Annotated in this window: 17 protein-coding genes, 1 tRNA gene, 1 rRNA gene and 2 pseudogenes; 6 read left to right on the forward strand and 15 right to left on the reverse strand. The window is 26.3% G+C overall.

The window, feature by feature from the left end; translation table 11 throughout:
- Positions 1-88 precede the first annotated feature (88 nt).
- From ilvA to CCANL266_RS07320, 6 genes are read left to right on the forward strand one after another with little or no spacing between them, the layout of a single operon-like run.
- Positions 89-1,285, forward strand: coding sequence for a threonine ammonia-lyase (ilvA, locus tag CCANL266_RS07295; RefSeq protein ID WP_172233465.1), 1,197 nt, complete (start codon positions 89-91; stop codon positions 1,283-1,285).
- Positions 1,285-3,282, forward strand: coding sequence for a glycine--tRNA ligase subunit beta (gene glyS / locus CCANL266_RS07300; protein WP_172233468.1), 1,998 nt, complete (start codon positions 1,285-1,287; stop codon positions 3,280-3,282). Before ilvA ends, glyS begins: the two co-directional genes overlap by 1 nt.
- Positions 3,275-3,997 carry a DUF815 domain-containing protein gene (locus CCANL266_RS07305; protein WP_172233471.1) on the forward strand — a complete coding sequence of 241 codons (723 nt, stop codon included), beginning with the start codon at positions 3,275-3,277 and terminating at the stop codon, positions 3,995-3,997. Before glyS ends, CCANL266_RS07305 begins: the two co-directional genes overlap by 8 nt.
- 9 nt (positions 3,998-4,006) lie before the next feature.
- Entirely contained in the window at positions 4,007-4,651 is a 645-nt protein-coding gene (locus CCANL266_RS07310) for an endonuclease III (protein ID WP_172233474.1), read from the forward strand.
- Positions 4,647-5,213: an NUDIX hydrolase gene (locus tag CCANL266_RS07315; RefSeq protein ID WP_396021582.1), complete on the forward strand. Its 567-nt coding sequence runs from the start codon at positions 4,647-4,649 to the stop codon at positions 5,211-5,213. The genes CCANL266_RS07310 and CCANL266_RS07315 overlap by 5 nt, the downstream gene beginning before the upstream one ends.
- Positions 5,214-5,221: 8 nt before the next feature.
- A complete protein-coding gene (locus tag CCANL266_RS07320; RefSeq protein WP_172233480.1) occupies positions 5,222-6,304 on the forward strand; it encodes a linear amide C-N hydrolase in 1,083 nt (360 codons plus the stop codon).
- A 747-nt stretch (positions 6,305-7,051) separates the two neighbouring features.
- On the opposite strand, the gene CCANL266_RS07325 is transcribed toward CCANL266_RS07320, so the two are convergent.
- The 15 genes and pseudogenes from CCANL266_RS07325 to CCANL266_RS07385 all read right to left on the reverse strand — a co-directional run bounded on the left by CCANL266_RS07325 (position 7,052) and on the right by CCANL266_RS07385 (position 25,026).
- On the reverse strand, positions 7,052-8,071 hold the full coding sequence (locus CCANL266_RS07325; RefSeq protein ID WP_172233483.1) for a lysozyme inhibitor LprI family protein: 1,020 nt from the start codon (positions 8,069-8,071) through the stop codon (positions 7,052-7,054).
- A gap of 13 nt (positions 8,072-8,084) precedes the next feature.
- Positions 8,085-9,038, reverse strand: coding sequence for a lysozyme inhibitor LprI family protein (locus CCANL266_RS07330; RefSeq protein WP_172233486.1), 954 nt, complete (start codon positions 9,036-9,038; stop codon positions 8,085-8,087).
- Positions 9,038-10,018 (reverse strand): lysozyme inhibitor LprI family protein, encoded by a 981-nt coding sequence (locus CCANL266_RS07335; RefSeq protein WP_172233489.1) that lies wholly within the window; start codon positions 10,016-10,018, stop codon positions 9,038-9,040. Before CCANL266_RS07335 ends, CCANL266_RS07330 begins: the two co-directional genes overlap by 1 nt.
- A 172-nt stretch (positions 10,019-10,190) precedes the next feature.
- Positions 10,191-13,016, reverse strand: coding sequence for a VWA domain-containing protein (locus CCANL266_RS07340; RefSeq protein WP_172233492.1), 2,826 nt, complete (start codon positions 13,014-13,016; stop codon positions 10,191-10,193).
- On the reverse strand, positions 13,013-14,044 hold the full coding sequence (locus CCANL266_RS07345; RefSeq protein ID WP_172233495.1) for a lysozyme inhibitor LprI family protein: 1,032 nt from the start codon (positions 14,042-14,044) through the stop codon (positions 13,013-13,015). Before CCANL266_RS07345 ends, CCANL266_RS07340 begins: the two co-directional genes overlap by 4 nt.
- A gap of 144 nt (positions 14,045-14,188) precedes the next feature.
- Positions 14,189-14,311 carry a hypothetical protein gene (locus CCANL266_RS09695; RefSeq protein WP_263450553.1) on the reverse strand — a complete coding sequence of 41 codons (123 nt, stop codon included), beginning with the start codon at positions 14,309-14,311 and terminating at the stop codon, positions 14,189-14,191.
- 20 nt (positions 14,312-14,331) lie between these two features.
- Positions 14,332-15,360, reverse strand: coding sequence for a hypothetical protein (locus CCANL266_RS07350; RefSeq protein ID WP_172231725.1), 1,029 nt, complete (start codon positions 15,358-15,360; stop codon positions 14,332-14,334).
- 199 nt (positions 15,361-15,559) lie between these two features.
- On the reverse strand, positions 15,560-16,621 hold the full coding sequence (locus CCANL266_RS07355) for a hypothetical protein (RefSeq protein WP_172231718.1): 1,062 nt from the start codon (positions 16,619-16,621) through the stop codon (positions 15,560-15,562).
- A 312-nt stretch (positions 16,622-16,933) separates the two neighbouring features.
- The gene (locus CCANL266_RS07360; protein ID WP_172229934.1) at positions 16,934-17,953 is read right to left on the reverse strand and encodes a lysozyme inhibitor LprI family protein; all 1,020 of its coding nucleotides are present in this window, start codon (positions 17,951-17,953) and stop codon (positions 16,934-16,936) included.
- A 399-nt stretch (positions 17,954-18,352) separates the two neighbouring features.
- Positions 18,353-18,429 (reverse strand) — tRNA-Ile (locus CCANL266_RS07365).
- A gap of 121 nt (positions 18,430-18,550) precedes the next feature.
- Positions 18,551-20,059: ribosomal RNA gene (locus CCANL266_RS07370) — 16S ribosomal RNA — on the reverse strand.
- 529 nt (positions 20,060-20,588) lie between these two features.
- Positions 20,589-21,086: pseudogene (locus tag CCANL266_RS09855) on the reverse strand (methyl-accepting chemotaxis protein); the annotation flags it as partial.
- A gap of 408 nt (positions 21,087-21,494) precedes the next feature.
- A pseudogene (locus CCANL266_RS09815) lies at positions 21,495-22,268 on the reverse strand (cache domain-containing protein); the annotation flags it as partial.
- A 230-nt stretch (positions 22,269-22,498) separates the two neighbouring features.
- Entirely contained in the window at positions 22,499-23,854 is a 1,356-nt protein-coding gene (gene mgtE / locus CCANL266_RS07380; protein WP_172233501.1) for a magnesium transporter, read from the reverse strand.
- Complete coding sequence (locus tag CCANL266_RS07385) at positions 23,854-25,026, reverse strand: peptidoglycan DD-metalloendopeptidase family protein (RefSeq protein ID WP_172233504.1); 1,173 nt, start codon at positions 25,024-25,026, stop codon at positions 23,854-23,856. The genes mgtE and CCANL266_RS07385 overlap by 1 nt, the downstream gene beginning before the upstream one ends.
- Between the last annotated feature and the right edge of the window lie 21 nt (positions 25,027-25,047).

The following is a 25,047-nucleotide window of genomic DNA, read 5'->3' on the forward strand; positions in this document are numbered from 1 at the left end:
AATTTTTACTAAATTTTTTTTATATTTTTACTTAGATTTTTAGTATTTAGTTGTGATTTTATGTTATTCTTTAGCATTGGAGTTAAAGATGATAAAACTAAGTGAAATTTATGCAGCAAAAGAAAAAATTTATGATGTAGCTATTAAAACACCTTTTACTTTTTCAAGGTTTTTATCAAATGATGAAAAAAAAGTATGGTTAAAATGCGAGAATTTACAAACCATAGGTGCTTATAAAATTAGAGGTGCTTATAATAAAATCTCATCTTTAAGCGATGAGCAAAAAAAGATTGGTGTAATTGCAGCAAGCGCAGGTAATCATGCGCAAGGCGTTGCCTTTAGTGCAAATTATTTTAAAATCAATGCAAATATAATAATGCCTGAAAGCACACCGCTTACTAAGGTTGAAAATACGATGAAATTAGGTGCAAATGTAATCTTAAAGGGTGATAATTTTGACGAGGCTTACGCTTATGCAAAAGAGCTTGAAAAAGAAAAAGGCTATTGCTTTATTCACCCATTTGCTGATAATTTTGTAATGGCTGGTCAAGGCACTATCTTTTTAGAAATGATAGAAGATTTAAGTACAATTGATTACATAATCGCACCAATAGGCGGTGGTGGCTTAATAAGTGGCATAGCAAGTGCAGCAAAGCAAATTAATCCGAATATTAAAATAATTGGCGTTCAAGCAAAAGGTGCAAACGCTATGAAAACTAGTTTTTATAACAAAAAAATTACAAATTCTAAAGGCGTTAAAACCATTGCCGATGGGATTGCAGTTAAAAATGTAGATGATATTTGCTTTAAACACATACTTGAATGCGTTGATGAAATAGTAGAATGCGATGAAGATGAGATTGCTAATGCAGTGTTATTTTTATTAGAGCAACATAAAATGGTTATTGAAGGAGCTGGTGCAATTAGCGTAGCTGCTATTATGCACGAAAAAATAAAGAATTTAAAAGGCAATATAGCCTGCATTTTAAGCGGTGGAAACATTGATGTAACAATGCTTAGTAATATAATTGAAAAAGGCTTAGTAAAATCATATAGAAAAATGCAAATAAAGGTTACTTTAGTAGATAAAGCAGGAGCATTGCTTGATTTAACAAAGGCATTAAAAGAAGCAAAAGCAAATATTATTAAAGTAGATTATGATAGATTAAGTGCTGATTTTGGTGATGCAAATATAACAATAACTATTGAAACAAAAGGAAAAGACCACCAAGAATTAGTTTGTAAAACTTTAAACAAATACTCTTTTATATTTAAGGAACTTTAATGAAAAATATTTTAATTCAAATATGCACAGAAGAATTACCAGCAATACCATTTTTAAATGAGTTAGACAACATAAAAACAAAAATGATGAATGTTTTAGAAAAATACAGCGTTGAATTTTCTAATTTGCAATTTTTTTATACTCCAAGACGCTTTGTGTTTTGCTTTAACGCTAAAGAATTTTGCAAAGATACAAAATTAGAATTTATAGGCGCACCAAAAGAATTAGCTTATCAAGATTCTAAATTAAGCAAGGCTGCTTTAGCCTTTATGCAAAAAGCACAAATTAGCGAAGATGAGCTTAGCTTTAAAGAAATTAAAGGCAAAGAATGCTTATATTGTGAAAAAATTCAAAAAGGAAAAGCTTTAAGAGAAATTGCAAAAAATATAGTAGATGATTTTTTAGCTTCTTTAAACTTTGGAAAAAGTATGAGATGGGCTGCTTTTGATTTTACTTTTATTCGCCCTATTACAGCTATAAGCTTTTTGATTGATGATGAAAATATTAATTTTAACTCTTATGCAATCAATAGCTCAAAAAGCACTTTTGTACATAGAAATGTATCAATGCAAGCACTTACTTTTAATACCCAAAATGATTTTTTCACTCTTTTAAAAAATTCAAAAGTAATTTTAAATCAAGATGAAAGAAGGCAAATGGTTTTAAATCAAATTGCAAAAATTGAACAAGAAAATAATGTTAATGTTGAACTTGATTTAGAGCTTTTAGAAGAAGTTGTGGCTATTACTGAATATCCAAATGCGCTTTTAGGTTCTTTTGATGAAGAATTTTTAAAAATCCCACCTGAAGTAATAATTACATCAATGAAAGACAATCAAAGATATTTTGCAGTAAGAAAGAATAATAAATTATCAAATCACTTTTTAGCAGTTAGTAATTCTTTTAACGATGATTTAAGCTTAATTACCAAGGGTAATGAAAAGGTTTTAAGGGCAAGATTAAGCGATGCTTTATTTTTTTATGAGCAAGATTTAAAATGCGGTTTAGAGCCTAAAAAACTTGAAAATACAATTTATTTAAAAGAGCTTGGCAGCATAGCTGATAAAAGCAAAAGAGAAGAAGAAATAGCAATAAGATTAGCAAGATTAATTAATTATCAAGACGATAAACAAATAAGCATAGCAATTAATTTAAGCAAGGCTGATTTAAAAACTCAAATGGTTGCAGAATTTCCTGAATTACAAGGAATTATAGGTTCATATTATGCTAAGGCTATGGGATACAATGATGAAATTTCTTTAGCAATTTATGAGCAATACTTACCGCTAAAAGATAAAATGCCAAGTACAAAATTAAGCACAATCGTAGCTTTAGCAAGCAAAATTGATACTTTAATGGCATTATTTAGTATAAATAAAATTCCAAACGGCAACAAAGACCCTTATGCCTTGCGTCGTGCTGCTCTTGGTGTTTTAAAAATTATTTTACACAATAAATTCTCTTTTGATTTTAAAGACTTTATGAATGAGCTAAAAGACTTGTATTCTAACTTTAATATAGAAAATCTTTTAAACTTCATTAAAGATAGATTTTATGCTTTATATGATGTGAATAATTCTTATATTAAAGCAGTTTTAAACACAAATAATAATAATTTTGTAAGCTTAGATGAAAATATAAAATCTTTAATTTTTATAGCAAATTCTGATGATTTTAAAACCAATCTTTCTACCTTTAAAAGACTTGTGAATATAATTAAAGAAGAAATAAATTATAAAATTGATGAAAGCTTATTTGAACAAGAAGAAGAAAAAAACTTATTTAAAGCTTTTAAGAATGTTAATTTAAATTCAAGTAGCGAAGAAAGATTAAGAGAGATTTTTAGCTTAAAAGATAAAATTGATGCTTTCTTTGAAAAGGTAATGATTAATGTTGAAAATGAAAAGATTAAAAATAATCGCCTAGCCTTAATAAACGAAATTGCTAAACCAATTTTACAAATAGCAAACTTAAAGGAGATAAGCTACGATGATTAATTTATCACAATTTTTTGCCGCAAGTTATCGCAAAAAAACTAATTCTTATAAAGGTATTACAAGGCTTGATTTTCCATCTAAAAAGGATTTACTCTTTTTAGATGATGAATTTGATATTTTAAAAGACAATTTAAATAATTTTATTTCCAATAAATTCTTTCACCATTGCTTACTAGCTGGTGCAAAAGGTTGTGGTAAAACTAGTTTAATTAAGGCTGTTTTTAAAGAATTTATAGGAACAAAATTAAGAGTTATTGAGCTTTTTAAAGATGATTTATCAGAATTAAGATATATTTTAGATGAACTTGAGCAAGAAAATTATAAAATAGTAATTTTTATTGATGATATTTCTTTTAATACTCACGATAGTGATTACAAGAACTTAAAACCATTGCTAGAAGGTGGTTTAGAAAGTCTTAGCAATAATATTTTATTTATTCTTAGCTCTAATTATAAAAATTTAGTAAAACACACGCACAACAATGATGCTGATTTTATTGATGAAGCCGATGAAAGATTTGCTTTAAAAGAAAGATTTGGCATTTGGCTTTATTTTTATCCTTTCACACAAGAACAATACTTAAAAATAGTTCAACTTTATTTGGGTTATATTGATGAAAATATTAAGAAAAAAGCCTTAGAATTTTCTAATACAAAAGGTAGTAGAGATGGTAGAATCGCAAGACAATTTGCTCTAAGTTACAAAATTTATTAGGATTTTTTTATGATTAAAGATTTTTTTTTATATTTAATTAAAAATTATGAAATAAAAGAAGATAAATATGAAAATGATTTTTATAATTTACTAGCAATTTTTATAAAACAAAATACAAAAGATGCAAATGTTATAAAATGTTTTAATAATATTAAAAATGCAAATATTAATGATATTAATTCTTTGCTTTTATGTGATGATTTAGGGCAATTAATTAAGGCTAGCGGTTTTTACAATACAAAAGCAAAAAGAATAAAAGACTTATGTACAGCAATAAAAAATGATTTTGATAGCTTAGAAAATTTTAAAGAAAATGCAAGCTATGAATGGTTAATTAAACAAAAAGGCATTTCAAATGAAAGCGCTTGTATGATTTTAAATATTTTTTGCAATAAAGCTTATTTGATTGTTGATACAGCTATTTTAAAAATTCTAAAAGAATTAAATTACGAATTTGAAAATTACGAAGATGCACAAAATTATATTAGCAATCATATCAACAACGATGAACTTTACAAGGCTTTAAACAGTGATGATTTAGCTTATTTATATTTATCTTTTTATAAATATATGTCTTATTTTTATAAAAATTTCTTCTCATCAAAACAAAATATCATAAAAGCAAAGGAGATTTTAAAAAATTATGAATATTGATGTTCAAGATTATAAAATAATTGAATTTTCTAATCCTATTTACATAAAACCAAAAAAGGCTACATTTAAACTAAATGGCAAGGAAGTTTTTTGGGAATTTAGCGAATGTTTTGATTGTGTGAGTGTATTTTTATACCATAGAAAAAAAGACTCTTATTTATTTGTAGAACAATTTCGTGCAGCACTTTATTACCATCAAAAATGCAAAAACATAAAAGATGGTATAAGTATAGAATTATGTAGCGGTATTATTGATAAAGATAAAGATATAGAAGAAATAGCAAAAGAAGAATGTATTGAAGAATTAGGAGTTTGTCCTAAAAAATTGGAATTTATTGATAATTATTTTACTGGTTTTGGAAACGGGGTTAGCTCTCAAAGCCTTTTTTATGCTGAGATTGATGATGAGGATTTTATATCAGCAGGTGGTGGGGTTGATGATGCAGAAGCAATTAATCCTGTATGGGTAAAAAGGCTTGAATTTGATACATTTATGAAAAAACACAAAAAAAGTCCATTAATTGAATTTGCTCATCTATGGTTTTTAAAAAATAAATTATAAGGTAAAATATGAAAAAAATACTATTATTCTTATTAGCTTTTACTAATCTTATGTATCCTTGCACTGGTATTAATATTAGCAGTGCTGATGGTGCTTTTATTAGTGCAAGAAGTATTGAATATGCAGAATCTAATTTAAATAGCAAGTTAGTTATAGTTGGTAAAAATCAAAATTTTGTTTCTTTATTGCCTAATACAAAAGAAACTGGGCTTAAATATAAATCAAAATATGCCTATGTAGGAATTAGCGTAATGGATGATAGATTTATCGCTGAAGGCATAAATGAAGCTGGTTTAAATGCTGGTTTGTTTTATTTTCCACATTATGGCTCATTAAAAAGATATGATAAAAAATATAAAAATAAAAGCATAATTGATATGCAGCTTGTTTCTTATTTGTTAGCAAATTATAAAAATGTTGAAGAAGTAAAAAAGGCTATAAAAAACATAATAGTTTTAAATATAGCCTATGATGAAAATAATAATCCATTACCAACCGCACATTATAGAGTTAGTGATAGCAAGCAAAATAGCATAGTAATTGAAATAGTAAATAACGGAGAAGTAAAAATATATGATAATAAAGTAGGAATTTTAACTAATTCTCCTGACTTTGAATGGCAGGTAAAAAACCTAAATAATTATATAAATTTAAAAGCAGGAAATGCGCTTAATGATTTAGAAGACGAAAAATTATTTTCCTTTGGAGCAGGAACTGCGGCCTTGGGTCTTCCAGGAGATATCACCCCTCCATCAAGATTTGTAAGGGCATTTTTTTATAAAAGCACAATGCCAAAACCAAAAGATAACATAAGTGCAATAAATAACGCCTTTGTTATATTAAATAATTTTGATATACCAGTATGGATAGAATATCCTAAAAATGCACAAGAACATATCCCAAACAATTTAAAAAGTGCAACTCAATGGACAAGCGTAAGCGACCTTACAAATAAAGTATTTTATTATAAAACTATGAATAATTCTCAAATTAGAAAAGTTGATTTAAATAAAATTGATTTTAATAACATAACTTATAAAATCTTAGAACTTGATGAAAAAGAGAGCATAAAAGAGCTTAAAATAAATTAAGCTCTTTTATATTAAATATAATTAATGCTAAACTTAATAAGAAAATAAGTTATTTTTTATATTCATATTCATCAAATTTATTAGGAAGGTACAATTATAAGTTACATATATCTTATCTTTAAAATTAAAAGCTGTAACTGTATAATTTAATTGAAATAAAACTACTAAACTTACTAGGTATTTTATATCTTTATATAACATATATTTATAATTTATAATGCTGTTAAAAGTATTTTTATAAAGAATATTTTGCATATTTATTACTCTACAAAATCATCAGTTACTATTCTTTTATAACGCTCATCTTTAAACAATGCTTTACCTTCTTCTAAACAATAGTTTTATTAATATTTTCATAACTTTTATTTAAGTAATTATAAATAACTCTTAAAAATAACTACACAATGAAAATATTATTATAGTTATTATAAAAAGCCAATTCTTTACTAAATTTATTTTTAAAATATAAAAAATATCATAAAAATAATTATTATTTAACTTATGTTTTTAAAATAAAACTATTAACTAGTAAAAACAAATAAAAATTACATTAAATATGTTTAAACCATAGCCAATACTACAAATAGCACTAATAAAAGAAACTTTTTATAATTTGTTACTTTTTATAATAATTTTAAATATAAATAAAATTTTACTTATTTTTTGTGTTATTTTTTATAAATTTATGTAGCTTTTAGTTAGCTGTGTAATGTAAGCCTGTAAGCTTTATTTGTTTTTCGTTTGCATTCATTTATTCTCCTTTTTTAAATTTGTTTCACATTGTAAAGATACTAATTTAGTAAATGTATAAGGATACGACCTTAAGTAAAGATAATAAGCATTAGATACCATATTTTGGATACTATGTATATAAATTTTATATGTTGGATATGTGTCATAATAGTGAATCCTATAATTTAAAATATAATCTTTTCCTTTATAGTTTATAGCAAAAATATTTTTTGTATGCTCATGAAAATCAGTTGTTAGTTTCATTTTATTAGATTTTCTTAAAAGGTCTAATAAATCCTTATTTTTCATAGGATAATTACAAAAATCTTTTTCTATAAATAGTATATCTCCATATTCTCCTGAAAGAGCTAGATAGTTTTTATCATCTAAAAGAACATCACTTATAGTTATGCTTTTATACCTTTCTATATATTTTTTACCTTTAATTTTACTTATAAAATAAAGTTTTCCATTCTTATCAACTTCTATAAAATGATAATCCACATCATTGTCAATACCATCTATATTATCACGCCCTATAACTTTTAAAATACTCCTATCAAGCCCTAAGTCCCAACAATATTTAAGAGTATCTTTTACTTCCTTACTAGAATAAGGTTTAGCATCTACAATTTTTGGCTTAATTTTTACATCTTTGTATCTAAAAAAATCTTGCCAAAAATTATCTATAGTTATACCTTCACAATCTATTGTAGTACATTTATTTTTATTACATTCAGTTGAGTTTTCTTGAATTGTTTTTATATGTTCTATTAGCTCTTTAGGATAAGTTTTTGAATTCTCAAGACTAGTGTTAAGCTCTTTTATTCTAGCTTTATAAGAACTTATAATGCAATTATTATCATCTTTGCAGTTATTAATGCTTTTTAGAAATTCATCTTGGTCTTGTTTTATTTCTTTTGTAATATAAGGAAGAGTGTTGTAAATTTTATTTAATTCTAAGCTTAAATCATCAATTTCACTTGCATTTATATTTAGTATTAATAATAATGATATGCTTATTTTTTTAAACATTTATTTTCCTTTTTTATTTCATTTCATGCAATAAATATTTTAATTCAGCACCTTTGTATGGATAATAATATATATTAGAAACCATATCTTCAACACTATCAATACCTATAATATATGATTTAAATATATAATAATAATTTAAAATATAATCTCTATCTTTATAATTTACAACAAAAACATTTCTTCCAATTATTTTAAAGTCGGTTGATAATTTGATACTATTAGATTCATATAAAAGTTTTAATAAATCCTTATTTTTTATAGGATGATTACAAAAATCTTTTTCTATAAACAACATATCTCCAAATCCACCTGAAAGAGTTAGATAGTTTTTATCATCTAAAACCACTTCATTTATAGTTACATATTTATGTATTTTTATATCTTTGTAATCTTTAATTTTATTTGATGAATATGGTGCTCCAAACCTATTAATTTCTAGAAAATAATAAATTACATAATTTGGCTCTATAGATTTTAAAACTCTCCTATTAAGCCCTAAGTCCCAACAATATTTAAGAGTATCTTTTACTTCTTGGCTAGAATAATCTTTGTCGTCTACTATTTTTGGCTTAAATTTTAAATCTTTGTATCTAAAAAAATCTTGCCAAAAATTATTTGTGGATATATTTTCATAATCTATTGTAGTACATTTATCTTTATTACATTTAGTTGGATTTTCTTGAATTGTTTTTATATATTCTATTAACCCATCAGGAAAGCTTTTTGAATTCTCAAGCGATAAGCTAAGCTCTTTTATTCTAGCTTTATAAGAACTTATAATGCAATTATTATCATCTTTACACTCATTAATAGTTTTTATAAATTCATCTTGGTCTTGTTTTATTTCTTTTGTAATATAAGGAATATTGTTGTAAATTTTATTTAATTCTAAGCTTAAATCATCAATTTCACTTGCATTTATATTTAGTATTAATAATAATGATATGCTTATTTTTTTAAACATTAGTTCTCCTTTGTTAAATTTATTTCACAACGTAAAGATTCTATTTTTCTTGCAAGATAAGAACAACTTTCAAAACTTGTATACAAACTAGACATCGTATCATACATACTATTGATACTTATACTATAATATGCATTGTATCTATTGTAACTTAGAATATAATCATCACCTTTATAATAAATAATAAAAGTGTTTTTTGCATATTCTCTAAAACAATTTGACATTTGTATTGCTTTATAATTTTCAAAAAGCTCTAATAGATTGTTATCTTCCATAGGCCCATTACAAAAATCTTTGTATAAAAATAACAAATCACCATATTCCCCTGAAATAACTAAGTAATGTTCATTATATACAACCATTTCACTTATAGTTATATTTTTGTGTCTTTTTATATATTTTTTACCCTTAATTTTACTTGCAAAATATGGTTCTCCATCCTTATCTACTTCTACAAAAGAATAAACTGTATCTGCTGGTTCTTGATAATTTACAACCTTCCTATCAAGACCTAAGTCCCAACAATATTTAAGAGTATCTTTTACTTCTTTACTAGAATAAGGTTTAGCATCTACAATTTTTGGCTTAATTTTTACATCTTTGTATCTAAAAAAATCTTGCCAAAAATTATCTATAGTTATACCTTCACAATCTATTGTAGTGCATTTATTTTTATTACAATTAGTTGAGTTTTCTTGAATTATTTTTATATGTTCTATTAGCTCTTTAGGATAAGTTTTTGAATTCTCAAGTGATAAGCTAAGCTCTTTTATTCTAGCTTTATAAGAACTTATAATGCAATTATTATCATCTTTGCAGTTATTAATGCTTTTTAGAAATTCATCTTGGTCTTGTTTTATTTCTTTTGTAATATAAGGAATATTGTTGTAAATTTTATTTAATTCTAAGCTTAAATCATCAATTTCACTTGCATTTATATTTAGTATTAATAATAATGATATGCTTATTTTTTTAAACATTTATTCTCCTTTGTTTATTTTTCTTATTATAGCATTAATTTAAATAAAAATATTAAAAATCTTTATTATTATTTATTATTTTTTATAATTTGTTACTTTTTATGATATTTTTAATAATAAGTTAATTTTTTTATAAATAATAATTACCCTAAGTTAATTTAGGGTAAGCGATTTAATTCCAAGCGTTCATATAGATTTGATTTAGTCTTTCATCATTTATATTGTTTATATTTTGCATATTTATGCCATTATCTTTTGCAAAGGCATTTGTTTGTTCTATTAGTTTATCTATGGTTTTTGAGTTTATAAATTTGTTATCATCAAGTTCAATTGTATTTATTTGATTATGGTAACCAAACTTCCAAGCAAAGTGGTCTTTTACTCTTATGCTATTTGCGTTATCTTCTTTAAACTTAATTAATAAATCCTTATTATCTTTTATGAAAAATATTTCATCCGCTTTTAAATCTTGTAATTTTAAAGCATCCTCTCCACCATCATCATATATTAAATCATTTCCATCGCCTTTTTTATAAACATATATATCATTTCCAAATCCACCATATAGCTTATCATCTCCTTTACCACCTATTAAGGTATCATTTCCTAATTTACTTGATATAACATCGTTTTTATTACTTCCTATTATTACATCATCTTTATAAGATGTGCTTATATTGCTTGCGTTGTCTTGATGAGCTACTACAAATGTTGATGTAGCAAAATTTAAAAAAGTAAAATCTTTTTCTTTTAAAAATACTATTTCATCTTTATTTGTTTGCATACTAGCACTTCTTTTAATAGCTAGTTCATCTAATGTAACATCACTAAAGCTTATACTACTAATTTTACTTTCATTATTGGTATTATAAAAATCTTTTATTGTTACGCTATTATCTTTATTAAGAATGATTTTTAAGTTGTTAAAGTCTTTTTTAAATCTTACATCTTTATAACTTAGATTTTTAAAAATGATTTTATTATTATCAATATTATTTAAATTGCTTTCTATTATTGTATCATTACCAAAATTATTTCCTATAAATGTATAAGTATCACTTCCTGCTTTACCTATTAATGTATCATCTCCACCAAAGCCATTAAGATTATTATCCTTATCATTACCTTCTATTACATCATTACTTGAGGTTCCTATATTGCTTAATTCAAATAAAGCATCACTAAGTTCTTCGCTTGAATTTGAAGTAAAATACATTCCATTAGTGCTAATAGCTAATTCTTTAAAATGCTCAAACTCATCACGAATAGCAATAAAATTAATTTTTACTGAAGTATCTTCGTATTTATTAGTATTATTAATACTTCTAAAGCCTACTGAAAGGTTTTTAGCCATTCTTTGTACTTCATCTCTTCTATGATTGTCATCTCCGCTCTCATCTGTCATTACATATACTTCTTTGCTTAGATGATTGTTTGGACTAAAATTACTCATTCCTTCTAAGATAGCTGCCATTGTGTATTCTGTGCCGCCATATTGCAAATTAACACTATTTATTCCGCTTAAGAAGCTTTGATAATTTGTATATGTTCCTATTGTTTTTATATCATTATCATTATAAGTAACTATTGATATTTTAGAATAAAAATTTTCTTTAAAAATATTACTAGCAATAATCTTTGCATTTGCTTTGCAGGTTGCTATATCATCTCCCATAGAACCTGTTGTATCTATTATTATAGCTACTTCTTTACCAGGCTTATCTTTTAAATTAATGTTTAAAAAACCATCTTCATTTTTATTAAAATTACTTATAGTTATACTGCTGTTATCTTTTCTTACTATTAAATCATTATTGTCTTTAAGCTCATATGTAATACTTGTATCTTTTGCATCTACATATGCTTTTTTATCTTCATCATAAGAGCCACCTTCTAATGTAGAGCCATTAAAGATAATTTTACCTTTGCCGTCTTTATCATCTATTCTAACCTTACCACTACGAATATAATAAATATCATTACCACTTATATCGCTAATACTATGTTCTCCGCCATCAATGATAATTAAATCATTTTTATCTAATTTTGTATTTTTACCCAATTCATTATGAGTATTATCAAGCAATACAATATCCCCACTAATTATATCTTCGTTAGTAAAATGCTTAATGGTTGTAGAGATTTGACTTTTAAAGCTGTTTTCGCCTTGATATGCATCTTTGATTGTAAAGCTAGATTTTTTACTAGATTTTTCTTTGCTGGTTTCTTCTTTTATTATTTTATTTTTTGAATCAGCATACATTCTAACTACTTGCATATGATATTCTTCATCTATATTACCATCAGGATAAAGTCCAAAAAGATTAGAAGTTCTTACTCTTCTTTGTGCAATTCCATAGCCACCAGTTTCTCGAGAACTCCCACCATTAGAATTATATCTTATCTCAAACCAAGCTTTTGCTCTATCGCCTTCTTCAATTGCTTTAGATAAACTAGGTCCTATAATTTCAGGACCGCCATTATATACCAAATCAACAAGGGCTATTAATTCTTTGCTATTTTTTAAACGCTCAAAACTTTCCTTGCTAATTCCTAGCTCAGAATTTTTGTTTTTTTTAATAAGCATTCTTTCATATTTAGGCAACAGTTGTTCAAACAACTTTGTTGCTTGTTCTTCTGTAAATTTTAAAGTGCTTACTTTATTATAATTTTTAAGTTTGTCATTTATTTTTTCTTCCATAACCTCAGAATTTAATGTATTATCAGCTTTTATATTTAATACATAAGATATAATTTCATTTATTCTTTTTTCATCTTCTATAGAAACTACTACTCCAACATTTTTCAAATCTTCTTTCCATTCGCTTTTATGTGTAATAAAATCATAACCAATGCCAATTGCAGGTCTTAATTCGCTATCAACATAAACTTTCAATTCTTTACCTTCATTGTTTTTTATAAATTCGTATAGCTTTTTATTATAATTATCTGTGTAATGTAAGCCTGTAAGCTTTATTTGTTTTTCGTTTGCATTCATTTATTCTCCTTTTTTAAATTTGTTTCACATTGTAAAGATACTAATTCAGTAAATGTATAATGATACGACCTTAAGTAAAGATAATAAGCATTAGATACCATGTTTTGGATACTATGTATATAAATTTCATATGTTAGATAGGTTGTTGGATATGTGTAATAATAGTGAATCCTATAATTTAAAATATAATCTATTTCCTTATAATTTATCACAAAAATATTTTTTTTAAATGTGCTAAAGTTGGTTGATAGTTTCATTTTATTAGATTTTCTTAAAAGGTCTAATAAATCCTTATTTTTCATAGGATAATTACAAAAATCTTTTTCTATAAATAAAATATTTCCAAATTCTCCTGAAAGAGCTAGATAGTTTTTATCATCTAAAAGAACATCACTTATAGTTATGCTTTTATGCCTTTCTATATATTTTTTACCCTTAATTTTACTTAAATCATATGAATCTCCATTTTTATCAACTTCATAAAAAAAATAACTCACGTCATTATCAATACCATCTATATTATCACGCCCTATAACTTTAAAAACCCTTCTATCAAGCCCTAAGTCCCAACAATATTTAAGAGTATCTTTTACTTCTTTACTAGAATAAGGTTTAGCATCTACAATTTTTGGCTTAATTTTTACATCTTTGTATCTAAAAAAATCTTGCCAAAAATTATCTATAGTTATACCTTCACAATCTATTGTAGTACATTTATTTTTATTACATTCAGTTGAGTTTTCTTGAATTGTTTTTATATGTTCTATTAGCTCTTTAGGATAAGTTTTTGAATTCTCAAGACTAGTGTTAAGCTCTTTTATTCTAGCTTTATAAGAACTTATAATGCAATTATTATCATCTTTGCAGTTATTAATGCTTTTTAGAAATTCATCTTGGTCTTGTTTTATTTCTTTTGTAATATAAGGAAGAGTGTTGTAAATTTTATTTAATTCTAAGCTTAAATCATCAATTTCACTTGCATTTATATTTAGTATTAATAATAATGATATGCTTATTTTTTTAAACATTTATTTTCCTTTGTTTATTTTTCTTATTATAGCATTAATTTAAATAAAAATATTAAAAATCTTTATTATTTTTTATAATTTGTTACTTTTTGTGATATTTTTAAATTCTTACTTAAAATTATCATAATTTTTAAAAGAATTTGATTAATAATTAGAACTTTTATAATTTGTAACTTTATATTTATTTAGAGCTTTTTGTCCCCATAAGTATAATGATAATATTTCGCTTGTAAAATCACCATTTAAATCTAATCTAAAATTTGCCATGTTTTCTCCTTTTTATAATTTTAAATACCATTATAAATCTCAATTGCTTCTTTTTCTGGATCAAAGTTTGAATAACCACAATTATCAAATTTGCGTATATAACTACGTTTTTCCTTTATATCAGCTTCGTATGATAAAAGCTGATGATTAAAAACTCTAAGTCTATATTTATACTCTTTTTCTTTATCTTCACGCTCATCAAATTTATCAATAAGATAAAAGCTATAGGTTCTATATGTATTATCTTTAAATTCAAAGGCTATATCCGTATAAACTGTAATTGAAACAGAAGCACCCCATCCAAGTAAAATAATAGGCTTAGTAAATCCAGCTGTATTATTTTTAACTACTAAATATTTAGTGTAATCAACCGGTTCTAATTCTTTATAATTAACATATTCTTTAGAATAAACATTTTTTCTTAAGTAATCTTTGTAATTATCTAGATTAATATCTTTATGTATCTCGTATTTATGACTTGTAATGCTATTATAAATCATTTTATAAAGATTATCTTGACATACTAATAACTTTGTAAAATCATCAATCACTACTCTTTTATAAAGCTCATCTTTAGGTAGTATCCTATCTTCTTCTAAACAATAGCCTTGCTGATATTTTTTATAACCAATTAAAGTTACTGTTTTTTCGTGAGTTTTACTTGAGTAATCAGGAACAACTCTTAAAAAGGAAATATCTAATATAAACATTATTATCATAGGAATTATGCTATATTTAAAAGCTATTTTGTTATTAAATTTCTTTCTTAATTTAAAGAAAAGTATTGTAAAAAATATGATTATAAAAACTTTAAAATAAGTTAGTGGATAAAGTATAAGTCCTTTATAAAATAAAACTATTATTTTAATTAAATATTCATAAATACAAACATTTGCCACAAAAAAGCAAACAAGCATCCAAAATATATCTTTTTCTGGTTTTCCTCTGCCAATAGTAGGGCCTACAACAACTGAACCAATAGCAATCATTATTTCAATTATTATAAAAATTATAAAAAGTATTTTTAGTATTTTTAATACTTTTTTCATATCATACCTTTGTTATTTTTCTTATTATAGCATTAATTTAAATAAAAATATTAAAAATCTTTATTATTTTTTATAATTTGTTACTTTTTATGCTAATTTTAATAATAAGTTAAATTTTTTATAAATTATATAAAATCTAAAATAAAGACTTAAATATATTTATAACTTTATCTCACTATATGCTTTTAATTTAGAAAAATCACTCATTTCTTAGCTCCTTATCATTAATAAAATTTTCTATAAATATATTGCGACATTCGCTATCTGAATAAACACCAACATTTATGTTTTTATTGCATAATTTTGTAGAACCATAAAGAACTTCAGGTGGGGCAGTAACTTCAGCTATTGTGCTATATAAAAGAAAAGGTTTGCCGGTTTTATAAGTAAATATACTCTGAGCTATTTTTTTATTATTATTCCTATCTTTTATGTAAGCAAAGTATTTAAATTTAGCCCAAGCTTTATCCTTTATATCAGGATAATCGCATATATATTCATAATCAGAATTAGTGCATTCTACATATTCATATCTTGATACTTCATTTTTATCTATTTGAACTCTTGCTATGCATTTATTTTTGTAGAATTCTTCAAATTTTGTTATCATCCTTATATAATCTATTTTCATTGTTTTAATTAAATATCGTACTCTATCTAATGGCATATTATGTTTTTGTATTAAATATGTTATTAATTCTTTTATTTCAGTAGGAATTTTTTCATGAAAGATATTGTTATCTAAAAAATAATCCCAATAAGCATAATATTTATTATAATTTTCTAAATATTTTTTATAATATTTATTGTACAGTTCTAAAAATTCATCATATTCAATAAAACCTTTAGTTCCATCGTTTTTAACATAACTTATCGAAAAAAACAGTCTAGTTTTTAACTCTTTTGATGCTACACAGTTTTTATCATCTTCATTGCTTGAATATAATCTAAAATATTTTCCATTGTTTATAGGATGCTCACTTACTTCTTTATATTCAATATATTTTATTTTATTATCTAAAAGTAATCTCGTATAAAAATCTGGCAATATAGAGTTTGGCCATCCTCCAATATAATATTCACTTATTTTGCTTACTTTTTCACCTGACAACCAAACCTTATGCTCACCTAAGTATAATGAATCTCCTTTAAAAGGCTCAAAGTATGTGTTTCTAGCATATTTATAAGCATTATAATAAAAAGCAACATATCCTATAAATATATCACCAAAACAAACAAAGAACCAAATGATAAACCACATTAGCTTTTTTTTAAAACCTTTTGGTTTAATTAAAGCAATAAAAAGTGTAACAAGTACAGCGACATGTAGTAGAAAAAATTCCATTTTATTCCTTTGTTTATTTTTCTTATTATAGCATTAATTTAAATAAAAATATTAAAAATCTTTATTATTTTTTATAATTTGTTACTTTTTATGATAATTTTAAATATAAATAAAATTTTACTTATTTTTTGTGTTATTTTTTATAAATTTATGTAGCTTTTAGTTAGCTGTGTAATGTAAGCCTGTAAGCTTTATTTGTTTTTATTTATTTTTAGTTATTCTCCTTTTTTAAATATAACAACCAAAAATTTTAAATTTATTACATCTATCAATTTCTTCTGAATAATTTTGATAAATAATATTAGATACCATATCTAAAATATCAATAAAAGTAATACTGTAATAATTGTTATGTCTCTTATATTTTAAAATATAATCACTACCCTTATACTCTATAATAAAAGTTTCTTTTGTTTCTTCATAAAAATTATTTGATAGTTTCATTTTATTAGATTTTCTTAAAAGGTCTAATAAATCCTTATTTTTCATAGGATAATTACAAAAATCTTTTTCTATAAATAGTATATTTCCATATTCTCCTGAAAGAGCTAGATAGTTTTTGCCATCTAAAAGAACATCACTTATAGTTATGCTTTTATGTCTTTCTATATATTTTTTACCTTTAATTTTACTTATAAAATAAAGCTCTCCATTCTTATCCACTTCTATAAAATGATAATCCACATCATTGTCAATACCATTTATGTTATCACGCCCTATAACTTTTAAAACCCTTCTATCAAGACCTAAGTCCCAACAATATTTAAGAGTATCTTTTACTTCTTTACTAGAATAAGGCTTAGCATCTACTATTTTTGGCTTAAATTTTAAATCTTTGTATCTAAAAAAATCTTGCCAAAAATTATTTAGCTTTGGTAATTTTCTGCATTTTTCTGGCTCATCAGTAAATCTTCCATGTTCAAATCTCATGTAGTTATATTTATAACATTCAGTTGAGTTTTCTTGAATTGTTTTTATATGTTCTATTAGCTCTTTAGGATAAGTTTTTGAGTTTTCAAGACTAGTGTTAAGTTCTTTTATTCTAGTTTCATATAAAGTTTTAATGCAATTATTATCATCTTTGCAGTTATTAATGCTTTTTAGAAATTCATCTTGGTCTTGTTTTATTTCTTTTGTAATATAAGGAAGAGTGTTGTAAATTTTATTTAATTCTAAGCTTAAATCATCAATTTCACTTGCATTTATATTTAGTATTAATAATAATGATATGCTTATTTTTTTAAACATTTATTCTCCTTTATTCTTAATAAATATATACTACTAATATTAACCTAGAATATTTATTAAAAATACTAGCAAATATTATTAGCACATAATAACAATCATAATTTATGTTAGATTTAAAAATACAAAGAGAAAAACATAGTAAAAGATAATGTTAATTATTAAATTAAAAAACAAATAAAATAAAAACTAACATTATTCTTGTTACTTTATGCTTACTTTAGTTTTAATATTATATAAATATTGAATTAATTATTGACTAAATAAGTTAATAGCTAACAAACAAAAAAAATATTTTATATTTTTTAGCAAATAAAAAATTATTACAAAAATAATATACATAATAATCAAGCACTTAAAATACTATAAAAATAAAATGGGAGAATAAGACAAAGTTAAAAATGGTGGGCCTAACAAGACTTGAACTTGTGACCTCACCCTTATCAGGGGTGCACTCTAACCAGCTGAGCTATAGGCCCATTAAAGATATAAATATCTAATAAGCTCTTAAAACAACATCAACATTTCAACCTTTGATATCCAAACAAGGACAAGAGATAAATGAATACTCTTTTGTGAGAAAGAGTATTTGTACTCTAGAAAGGAGGTGATCCAACCGCAGGTTCTCCTACGGTTACCTTGTTACGACTTCACCCCAGTCGCTGATTTTGCTGTGGACAGTAACTATTTTAGTATTCTGGCTTAAAGCACAATCAACTCCCATGGTGTGACGGGCGGTGAGTACAAGACCCGGGAACGTATTCACCGTAACATAGCTGATTTACGATTACTAGCGATTCCGGCTTCATGCTCTCGAGTTGCAGAGAACAATCCGAACTAGGACATATTTTATAGATTTGCTCCATCTCGCGATATTGCGTCTCATTGTATATGCCATTGTAGCACGTGTGTAGCCCTAGGCATAAGGGCCATGATGACTTGACGTCGTCCACACCTTCCTCCTCCTTGCGAAGGCAGTCTATTTAGAGTGCTCAGCCAAACTGTTAGCAACTAAATACGTGGGTTGCGCTCGTTGCGGGACTTAACCCAACATCTCACGACACGAGCTGACGACAGCCGTGCAGCACCTGTCTTATGGTTCTAGCAAGCTAGCACCCTCTTATCTCTAAAAGGTTCCATAGATATCAAGCCTAGGTAAGGTTCTTCGCGTAGAATCGAATTAAACCACATGCTCCACCGCTTGTGCGGGTCCCCGTCTATTCCTTTGAGTTTTAATCTTGCGACCGTACTCCCCAGGCGGTATGCTTAATGCGTTAGCTGCATTACTGAAATGACTAGCATTCCAACAACTAGCATACATCGTTTAGGGCGTGGACTACCAGGGTATCTAATCCTGTTTGCTCCCCACGCTTTCGCGCCTTAGCGTCAGTTAAGTTCTAGCAGATCGCTTTCGCAATTGGCATTCTTAGTAATATCTACGGATTTTACCCCTACACTACTAATTCCATCTGCCTCTCCCTTACTCTAGACTATCAGTTTCTTAAGCAGTTTAATGGTTAAGCCATTAGATTTCACAAAAGACTTGATAATCCGCCTACGCGCCCTTTACGCCCAGTGATTCCGAGTAACGCTTGCACCCTCCGTATTACCGCGGCTGCTGGCACGGAGTTAGCCGGTGCTTATTCTTACAATACAGTCAGTATTCTTCTTGTAAAAAAGGAGTTTACGCTCCGAAAAGTGTCATCCTCCACGCGGCGTTGCTGCTTCAGGCTTTCGCCCATTGAGCAATATTCCCCACTGCTGCCTCCCGTAGGAGTCTGGACCGTGTCTCAGTTCCAGTGTGTCTGATCATCCTCTAAGACCAGATATGCGTCATAGCCTTGGTAAGCCATTACCTTACCAACTAGCTGATACAATATAGCCCTATCCCTTACCGAAAAACTTTCCCACCTTAACTTATGTTAAAGCGGAGTATAGAGTATTAGCAGCCATTTCTAGCTGTTGTCCTCTTGTAAGGGGCAAGTTAGCTATACATTACTCACCCGTGCGCCACTAATCCGTCTAGCAAGCTAGACTTCATCGTTCGACTTGCATGTGTTAGGCACGCCGCCAGCGTTCACTCTGAGCCAGGATCAAACTCTCCATAATTTTATGAAGTGTTTAAAAGAAATGCTATTAAATAAATAATAGCTTTTGTAACTAGCTCTTGATCACTTGTTTAGATATCAAAGATTGACGTTGAAAAATGTTTTAACAAAAATAAATAAAAATAACGATATTTAATAACAATAATAAAAGTAATAAAGAAAATTAAAAACTTTTTATAAAGCTTTGTTTATGGCTTATATATTAAGTTAATTTGATTTATTCTTTCTATGGTTAAAAAACATAAAGATGAAATAATACATTGTTAAGCTTAAATAAAGCTTAAATTATAAAATAAATTTTTATTTGACTTAAAAAGTATTTGTATTATTTAAATTTAATGTCTAAAATCAGTTTTTGTATTAGTTGTAAATTATTTTTAAGAAGATGAAAATATCAATTATTTATAAATTTTATCTAATAAAGTATTAATTGTAACTTTTTGTACTTTTTAATACTTTAAACAATCTTAATTAAAAAAACAACCCAGCCTAAGCACTTATTGCCTAAGCTAGGTTTTTAGAATTTAAAATCAAGTTCTAAATTCATTTAGCTTTTTGTTAAGATTTTCAGTCATTTCACTTAAATGGTTTGCAGCTCCTGCTATTTCTTCAACGCTTCTTGCGTTTTCATTTGTAATTGTGTTCATATTATTTACACCATCTAAGATTAAGCTCATATCTTTACTTGTGTTAATATAATCACTTACAGTTCCTTCGCTTATCTTAACAGCTTCGCTCATTATCTTACCCATTTCATTGATTGTGTTTTGAGTATTTGATGCAACGCTTGTTAGATTGCTAATTTCTTTAGAATTATTACTCATTTGCTCACTTGCATCTTTAATACCTTGAACAATTACGCTAATAGTTGCATTAATTTCACTTAAGCTTTTTTGTGTTCTTTCTGCAAGACTTCTTACTTCATCAGCCACAACTGCAAAGCCACGACCATGTTCTCCTGCACGAGCTGCTTCAATAGCTGCATTTAAAGCTAATAAATTAGTCTGATCAGCCACATCATTAATAATTTCTAAAATAGATTTTACATTATCAGCATCACGGCTAAGTTGTTCTATCTTACTTGCTAATTCACTTTCAGTTGAAGCACTGTGATTGATTTGATTTGTAAGTTGGTTAATAGCATTGTTTGCTTCAATGATATATTTAGAAGCGTTTTGTAATTCTTCTTTACCTTTTTGAGCTTGTTTTACGCCTACATCAAGATTGCCCTTAGTATTTGCTCCTTTGCTTGCTACTTCATTAATAGTAATTGAGCCTTCTTCAGCACGCTTTCCTGTTTGCATAGAAGTATGGCTTAATTCATTTGCAATTGATGCGTTTTCATTTGAGATATCTTTTGCTTGTGCTATTAATACTCTTACTTTTTCTAAGAATTCATTAATTGCCATTGAAGCTTGTGCTATTTCATCTTTGCCTTTTACTTCTAGTTTTTTGGTTAAATCCCCATCTCCGCTGCTTAGTTCAATTGATTTGTTTGTAAGTGCGTTTAGTGGGTTTGAAACTTGCTTGATTACAAAGATAATCATAGCTATTAGGATTATTATTGAAAGGATTATTGCTGTAAGTATAAATTTATAAATTGAGCTTGTTACAAATTCATCAATTTTATCTTCGGTAGCTTTTATATCATTATATGCACTATCAATATCCACTGTTGTTCCATAAATTAAATCAAGATAACTATCTTTTTCAACATATATAATTATATTTCTAATATTTCCGTCAGCACCCTTGATTTTTGCTTTTACATATCCACCGTTTTTACTAACATTAACTAAATCTTTTACATAATATTTTCCGTTTAAATCAGGGGAATTTAACATATTTTCATTTATTAAGTTTTTATTGTAATGGTCTAAATAAACACCATTTGAATTCATAACAAAATTATGTACTGCGGTATTGTCTAAATTGATATTTTTCACAAGAGCAAAAACTCTATTTATAATTTCAGCATGAGTAGCACCGCTATTTTTTAAATCTTCATAAGCTTTATCTGTAAAATGATTTATTGCCTTAACAACACTTTTTGCTGTTTTCTTTGCATCATCTACTGCCAATTCTTCAGTAGTGTTAAATGACAAGCTTTCAACTTTATGAACAAGACTTCTAGTGCTAACAATCAAAGTAAATGAAAGCACTGCTAAAGCAACTAAAATACATAATGAAATTTTGTAAGATATTTTCATTATAACTCCTTAAAAATAAATTCTTAGTGTTTATTTTGAATAAAAATAACAATTATTAATTAATCATTGTATTTAGAAAAAAAAAAAAAAACAACTAATTAATAAAGATTATATTTTGTTAAGTTAATGATGATTAATGTATAGTTTTTTGTATATTAACTAAATTGCTAAAATAACTAGGTAACAGAGATAAAAAAAAATTTTATAATAACAATTATTAAAATGATTTTTTACAATAAAATTAGTTTTGCAAGCAATAAAAAAGAGAAAAATCCTAAAGCATCAGTTAAAGCAGTAAGTAAAATTGAGCTACCAATAGCTGGGTCAAAACCACATTTTTTAAGTAATAAAGGTATAAAAGAACCAATAAAACCTGCTATGCCTAGATTTAAAATCATAGAAATAAATATAACAAGCGATAACATAGGCATATTAAACCACACATAAGCAATAAAACCCATTAAAATTGCAAACACGCTAGCATTCATAAAAGATATGCTTATTTCCCTAAAAATAGTTTTTTTAGCCTTTGCAAAATCACTTTCGCCTAAGGCTAATTTTCTAATTGTAACCGCAAGGGCTTGCGAGCCTGTATTTCCGCCCATTGATGCTACTATTGGCATTAAAGCTGCTAATGCTACAAGCTTTTCAATAGCATCAGAAAATATACTAATTACATGTGCTGAAATAAGAGAGGTACAAAGATTTACTATAAGCCAAGTAGCACGAGATTTTGCTGCTTTAAATACACTTTCATCTTCACTATCAATATCTCCAACCCCTGCAAAATTATAAATCTGCTCTGTTGCACTATCTTGCAATAAATCATGGATATCATCGTGGGTTATTCTACCCAATAGCTTATTATTATCATCAACTACAGCAATAACGCTTAAATCATAATCTCTTACTAAAATAATTGCTTCATCAATGTCTTCATAATCTTTTACAAAATGCAATTCTTTTGATAAACTAGGATTATTTTGTAAAATATCAGAAAAAGTAGCGTTAAATTCATATAAAATCATATCCGCTACTGGTAAAGAAAATTGTAATTTACCTTCATCATCAACAATAAAAAGCTCAAAAATATGCTCTAATTCTTCTTTTACTTTTAATTTTTTATACGATTTTATGGCATCTGATAAAGTATCGCTTAACTTCATTTTAAAAAGTTCTGTTTGCATATAAGCACCAGCTTTATCATCATCATAACGCTTTAAAAATAAAATCTCATCTTGTTCTTGTTTGCTTAAATTTGCAAAGATTTGATTAGCTTTTTCATCACTTATTTCTTCAATGCTTTGCATTAAGTCAGTTGCGTCATCGCTTTCTAATTCGCCTATTGCTAAGGCTATTTTTTTACTAGAACTAAGCTCTAAAACATCGCTTAACATATGCTCTGGCATTAATGATGCTATATTTCCTAAATCTTCATCATCAAGGCTTTTTAAAATATTTTCATAAGCTAAAAAATCATTCTCTTTAATAATTTTTAATGCTTCTAATAATTCAGCATAGCTAACATCTTTTTCATCTAAAAATTCTTGTACGATTTCAAAAGCTAGTGCTGTATTATTAAGCATTATTTAAGCTCCACAATATTTTCAAATTGACTTTCTAAAACTGAACTTTTATTTTCTGCAATTGCTTTTGCTAAATCTTTTTCATATTCTGCTGCAACTTGCATAAATTGTTGTCTTTCTTTGCCTGTTAAAGAATCTTTTACAACTCTTACAATTTTTGCTGGGTTTATAGCTGTGTTATTTTTATACATACCAAAATGTAAGTGTGGTCCCGTGCTAAGCCCTGTTGTACCAACATAAGCAATAACTTGACCTTGACGAACATAATCACCCACCTTATATTTGCCAAAACGACTTAAATGCGCATAAAGGGTCATATAACCGTTATTATGAGAAACTTGAATTACATTTCCATATCCGCCTTTTACACCTCTAAAAATAATTTTTCCTGAACCTGCTGCTTTAACTGGAGTACCAATAGGTGCAGCATAATCAATACCTAAATGCGCTCTATATTTTTTTAAAATTGGATGAAATCTACCTGGATTAAAAGGAGATGAAATTCTTGCATTTCCAACTGGTAAAATAAAGGTATAGCTTTGCAGTTGTCTTGCATTTTTATCATAATAATCACTGTCTCCGTATTTAAAAATATAAAAAGGTTTTTTATTCACCTCAACCATAGCAGCCTTTATATCTAAATCTCCATAAACCTTACCTAATCTGCGTTTTTGAGAATAAATAATAGCAACCTTATCATCTTTTTTCATACCTGTATAATTTATTGTATTTGCATAAGCTTTAAGTAAAGCACTAGCTAATTTTGGATTTTGAGTATTATCAACTATATCTTGATAAACAGATTTACTAACCTTAAAAACTAGACTTTCATTTTCAATATTATATGAAATTGGAGAAAATAATATTTTAAATTCATTGTTTGTATCTTTATAAAGTTGTATTTGCAAATCTTCACTAATTGGTATTAAAATCTGCTCTATCTCATCATTTTCATCTCTTAGAATTTGATATTTTACACCTGCTATAATTTCTGCTGTTAATTCTTTGTCTTCTTTATCTAAATTATGATATAAAGAAAGTGGAATTTGATTTTTACTTAAAAAATATAAAAAACTATCTCCTCTTTCCCAAACTAATTCTTCCATTTTTAGCTCTTTTGCAAAAGAAAAAATATTAAAAATAGTAAAAATTAGCAATAAAATTCTAAACATATTCCCCTACCTAAAATATAA

It is taken from the genome of Campylobacter canadensis, assembly GCF_013177655.1.
Lineage (GTDB): Bacteria > Campylobacterota > Campylobacteria > Campylobacterales > Campylobacteraceae > Campylobacter_E > Campylobacter_E canadensis.

Bases quoted from the DNA above. Each gene is read 5' to 3' on its own strand.
- ilvA (WP_172233465.1), top strand. From the start codon at position 89: ATGATAAAACTAAGTGAAATTTATGCAGCAAAAGAAAAAATTTATGAT.
- glyS (WP_172233468.1), top strand. From the start codon at position 1,285: ATGAAAAATATTTTAATTCAAATATGCACAGAAGAATTACCAGCAATA.
- CCANL266_RS07305 (WP_172233471.1), top strand. From the start codon at position 3,275: ATGATTAATTTATCACAATTTTTTGCCGCAAGTTATCGCAAAAAAACT.
- CCANL266_RS07310 (WP_172233474.1), top strand. From the start codon at position 4,007: ATGATTAAAGATTTTTTTTTATATTTAATTAAAAATTATGAAATAAAA.
- CCANL266_RS07320 (WP_172233480.1), top strand. From the start codon at position 5,222: ATGAAAAAAATACTATTATTCTTATTAGCTTTTACTAATCTTATGTAT.
- CCANL266_RS07325 (WP_172233483.1), bottom strand. From the start codon at position 8,071: ATGTTTAAAAAAATAAGCATATCATTATTATTAATACTAAATATAAAT.
- CCANL266_RS07330 (WP_172233486.1), bottom strand. From the start codon at position 9,038: ATGTTTAAAAAAATAAGCATATCATTATTATTAATACTAAATATAAAT.
- CCANL266_RS07335 (WP_172233489.1), bottom strand. From the start codon at position 10,018: ATGTTTAAAAAAATAAGCATATCATTATTATTAATACTAAATATAAAT.
- CCANL266_RS07340 (WP_172233492.1), bottom strand. From the start codon at position 13,016: ATGAATGCAAACGAAAAACAAATAAAGCTTACAGGCTTACATTACACA.
- CCANL266_RS07345 (WP_172233495.1), bottom strand. From the start codon at position 14,044: ATGTTTAAAAAAATAAGCATATCATTATTATTAATACTAAATATAAAT.
- CCANL266_RS09695 (WP_263450553.1), bottom strand. From the start codon at position 14,311: ATGGCAAATTTTAGATTAGATTTAAATGGTGATTTTACAAGCGAAATA.
- CCANL266_RS07350 (WP_172231725.1), bottom strand. From the start codon at position 15,360: ATGAAAAAAGTATTAAAAATACTAAAAATACTTTTTATAATTTTTATA.
- CCANL266_RS07355 (WP_172231718.1), bottom strand. From the start codon at position 16,621: ATGTGGTTTATCATTTGGTTCTTTGTTTGTTTTGGTGATATATTTATA.
- CCANL266_RS07360 (WP_172229934.1), bottom strand. From the start codon at position 17,953: ATGTTTAAAAAAATAAGCATATCATTATTATTAATACTAAATATAAAT.
- mgtE (WP_172233501.1), bottom strand. From the start codon at position 23,854: ATGCTTAATAATACAGCACTAGCTTTTGAAATCGTACAAGAATTTTTA.
- CCANL266_RS07385 (WP_172233504.1), bottom strand. From the start codon at position 25,026: ATGTTTAGAATTTTATTGCTAATTTTTACTATTTTTAATATTTTTTCT.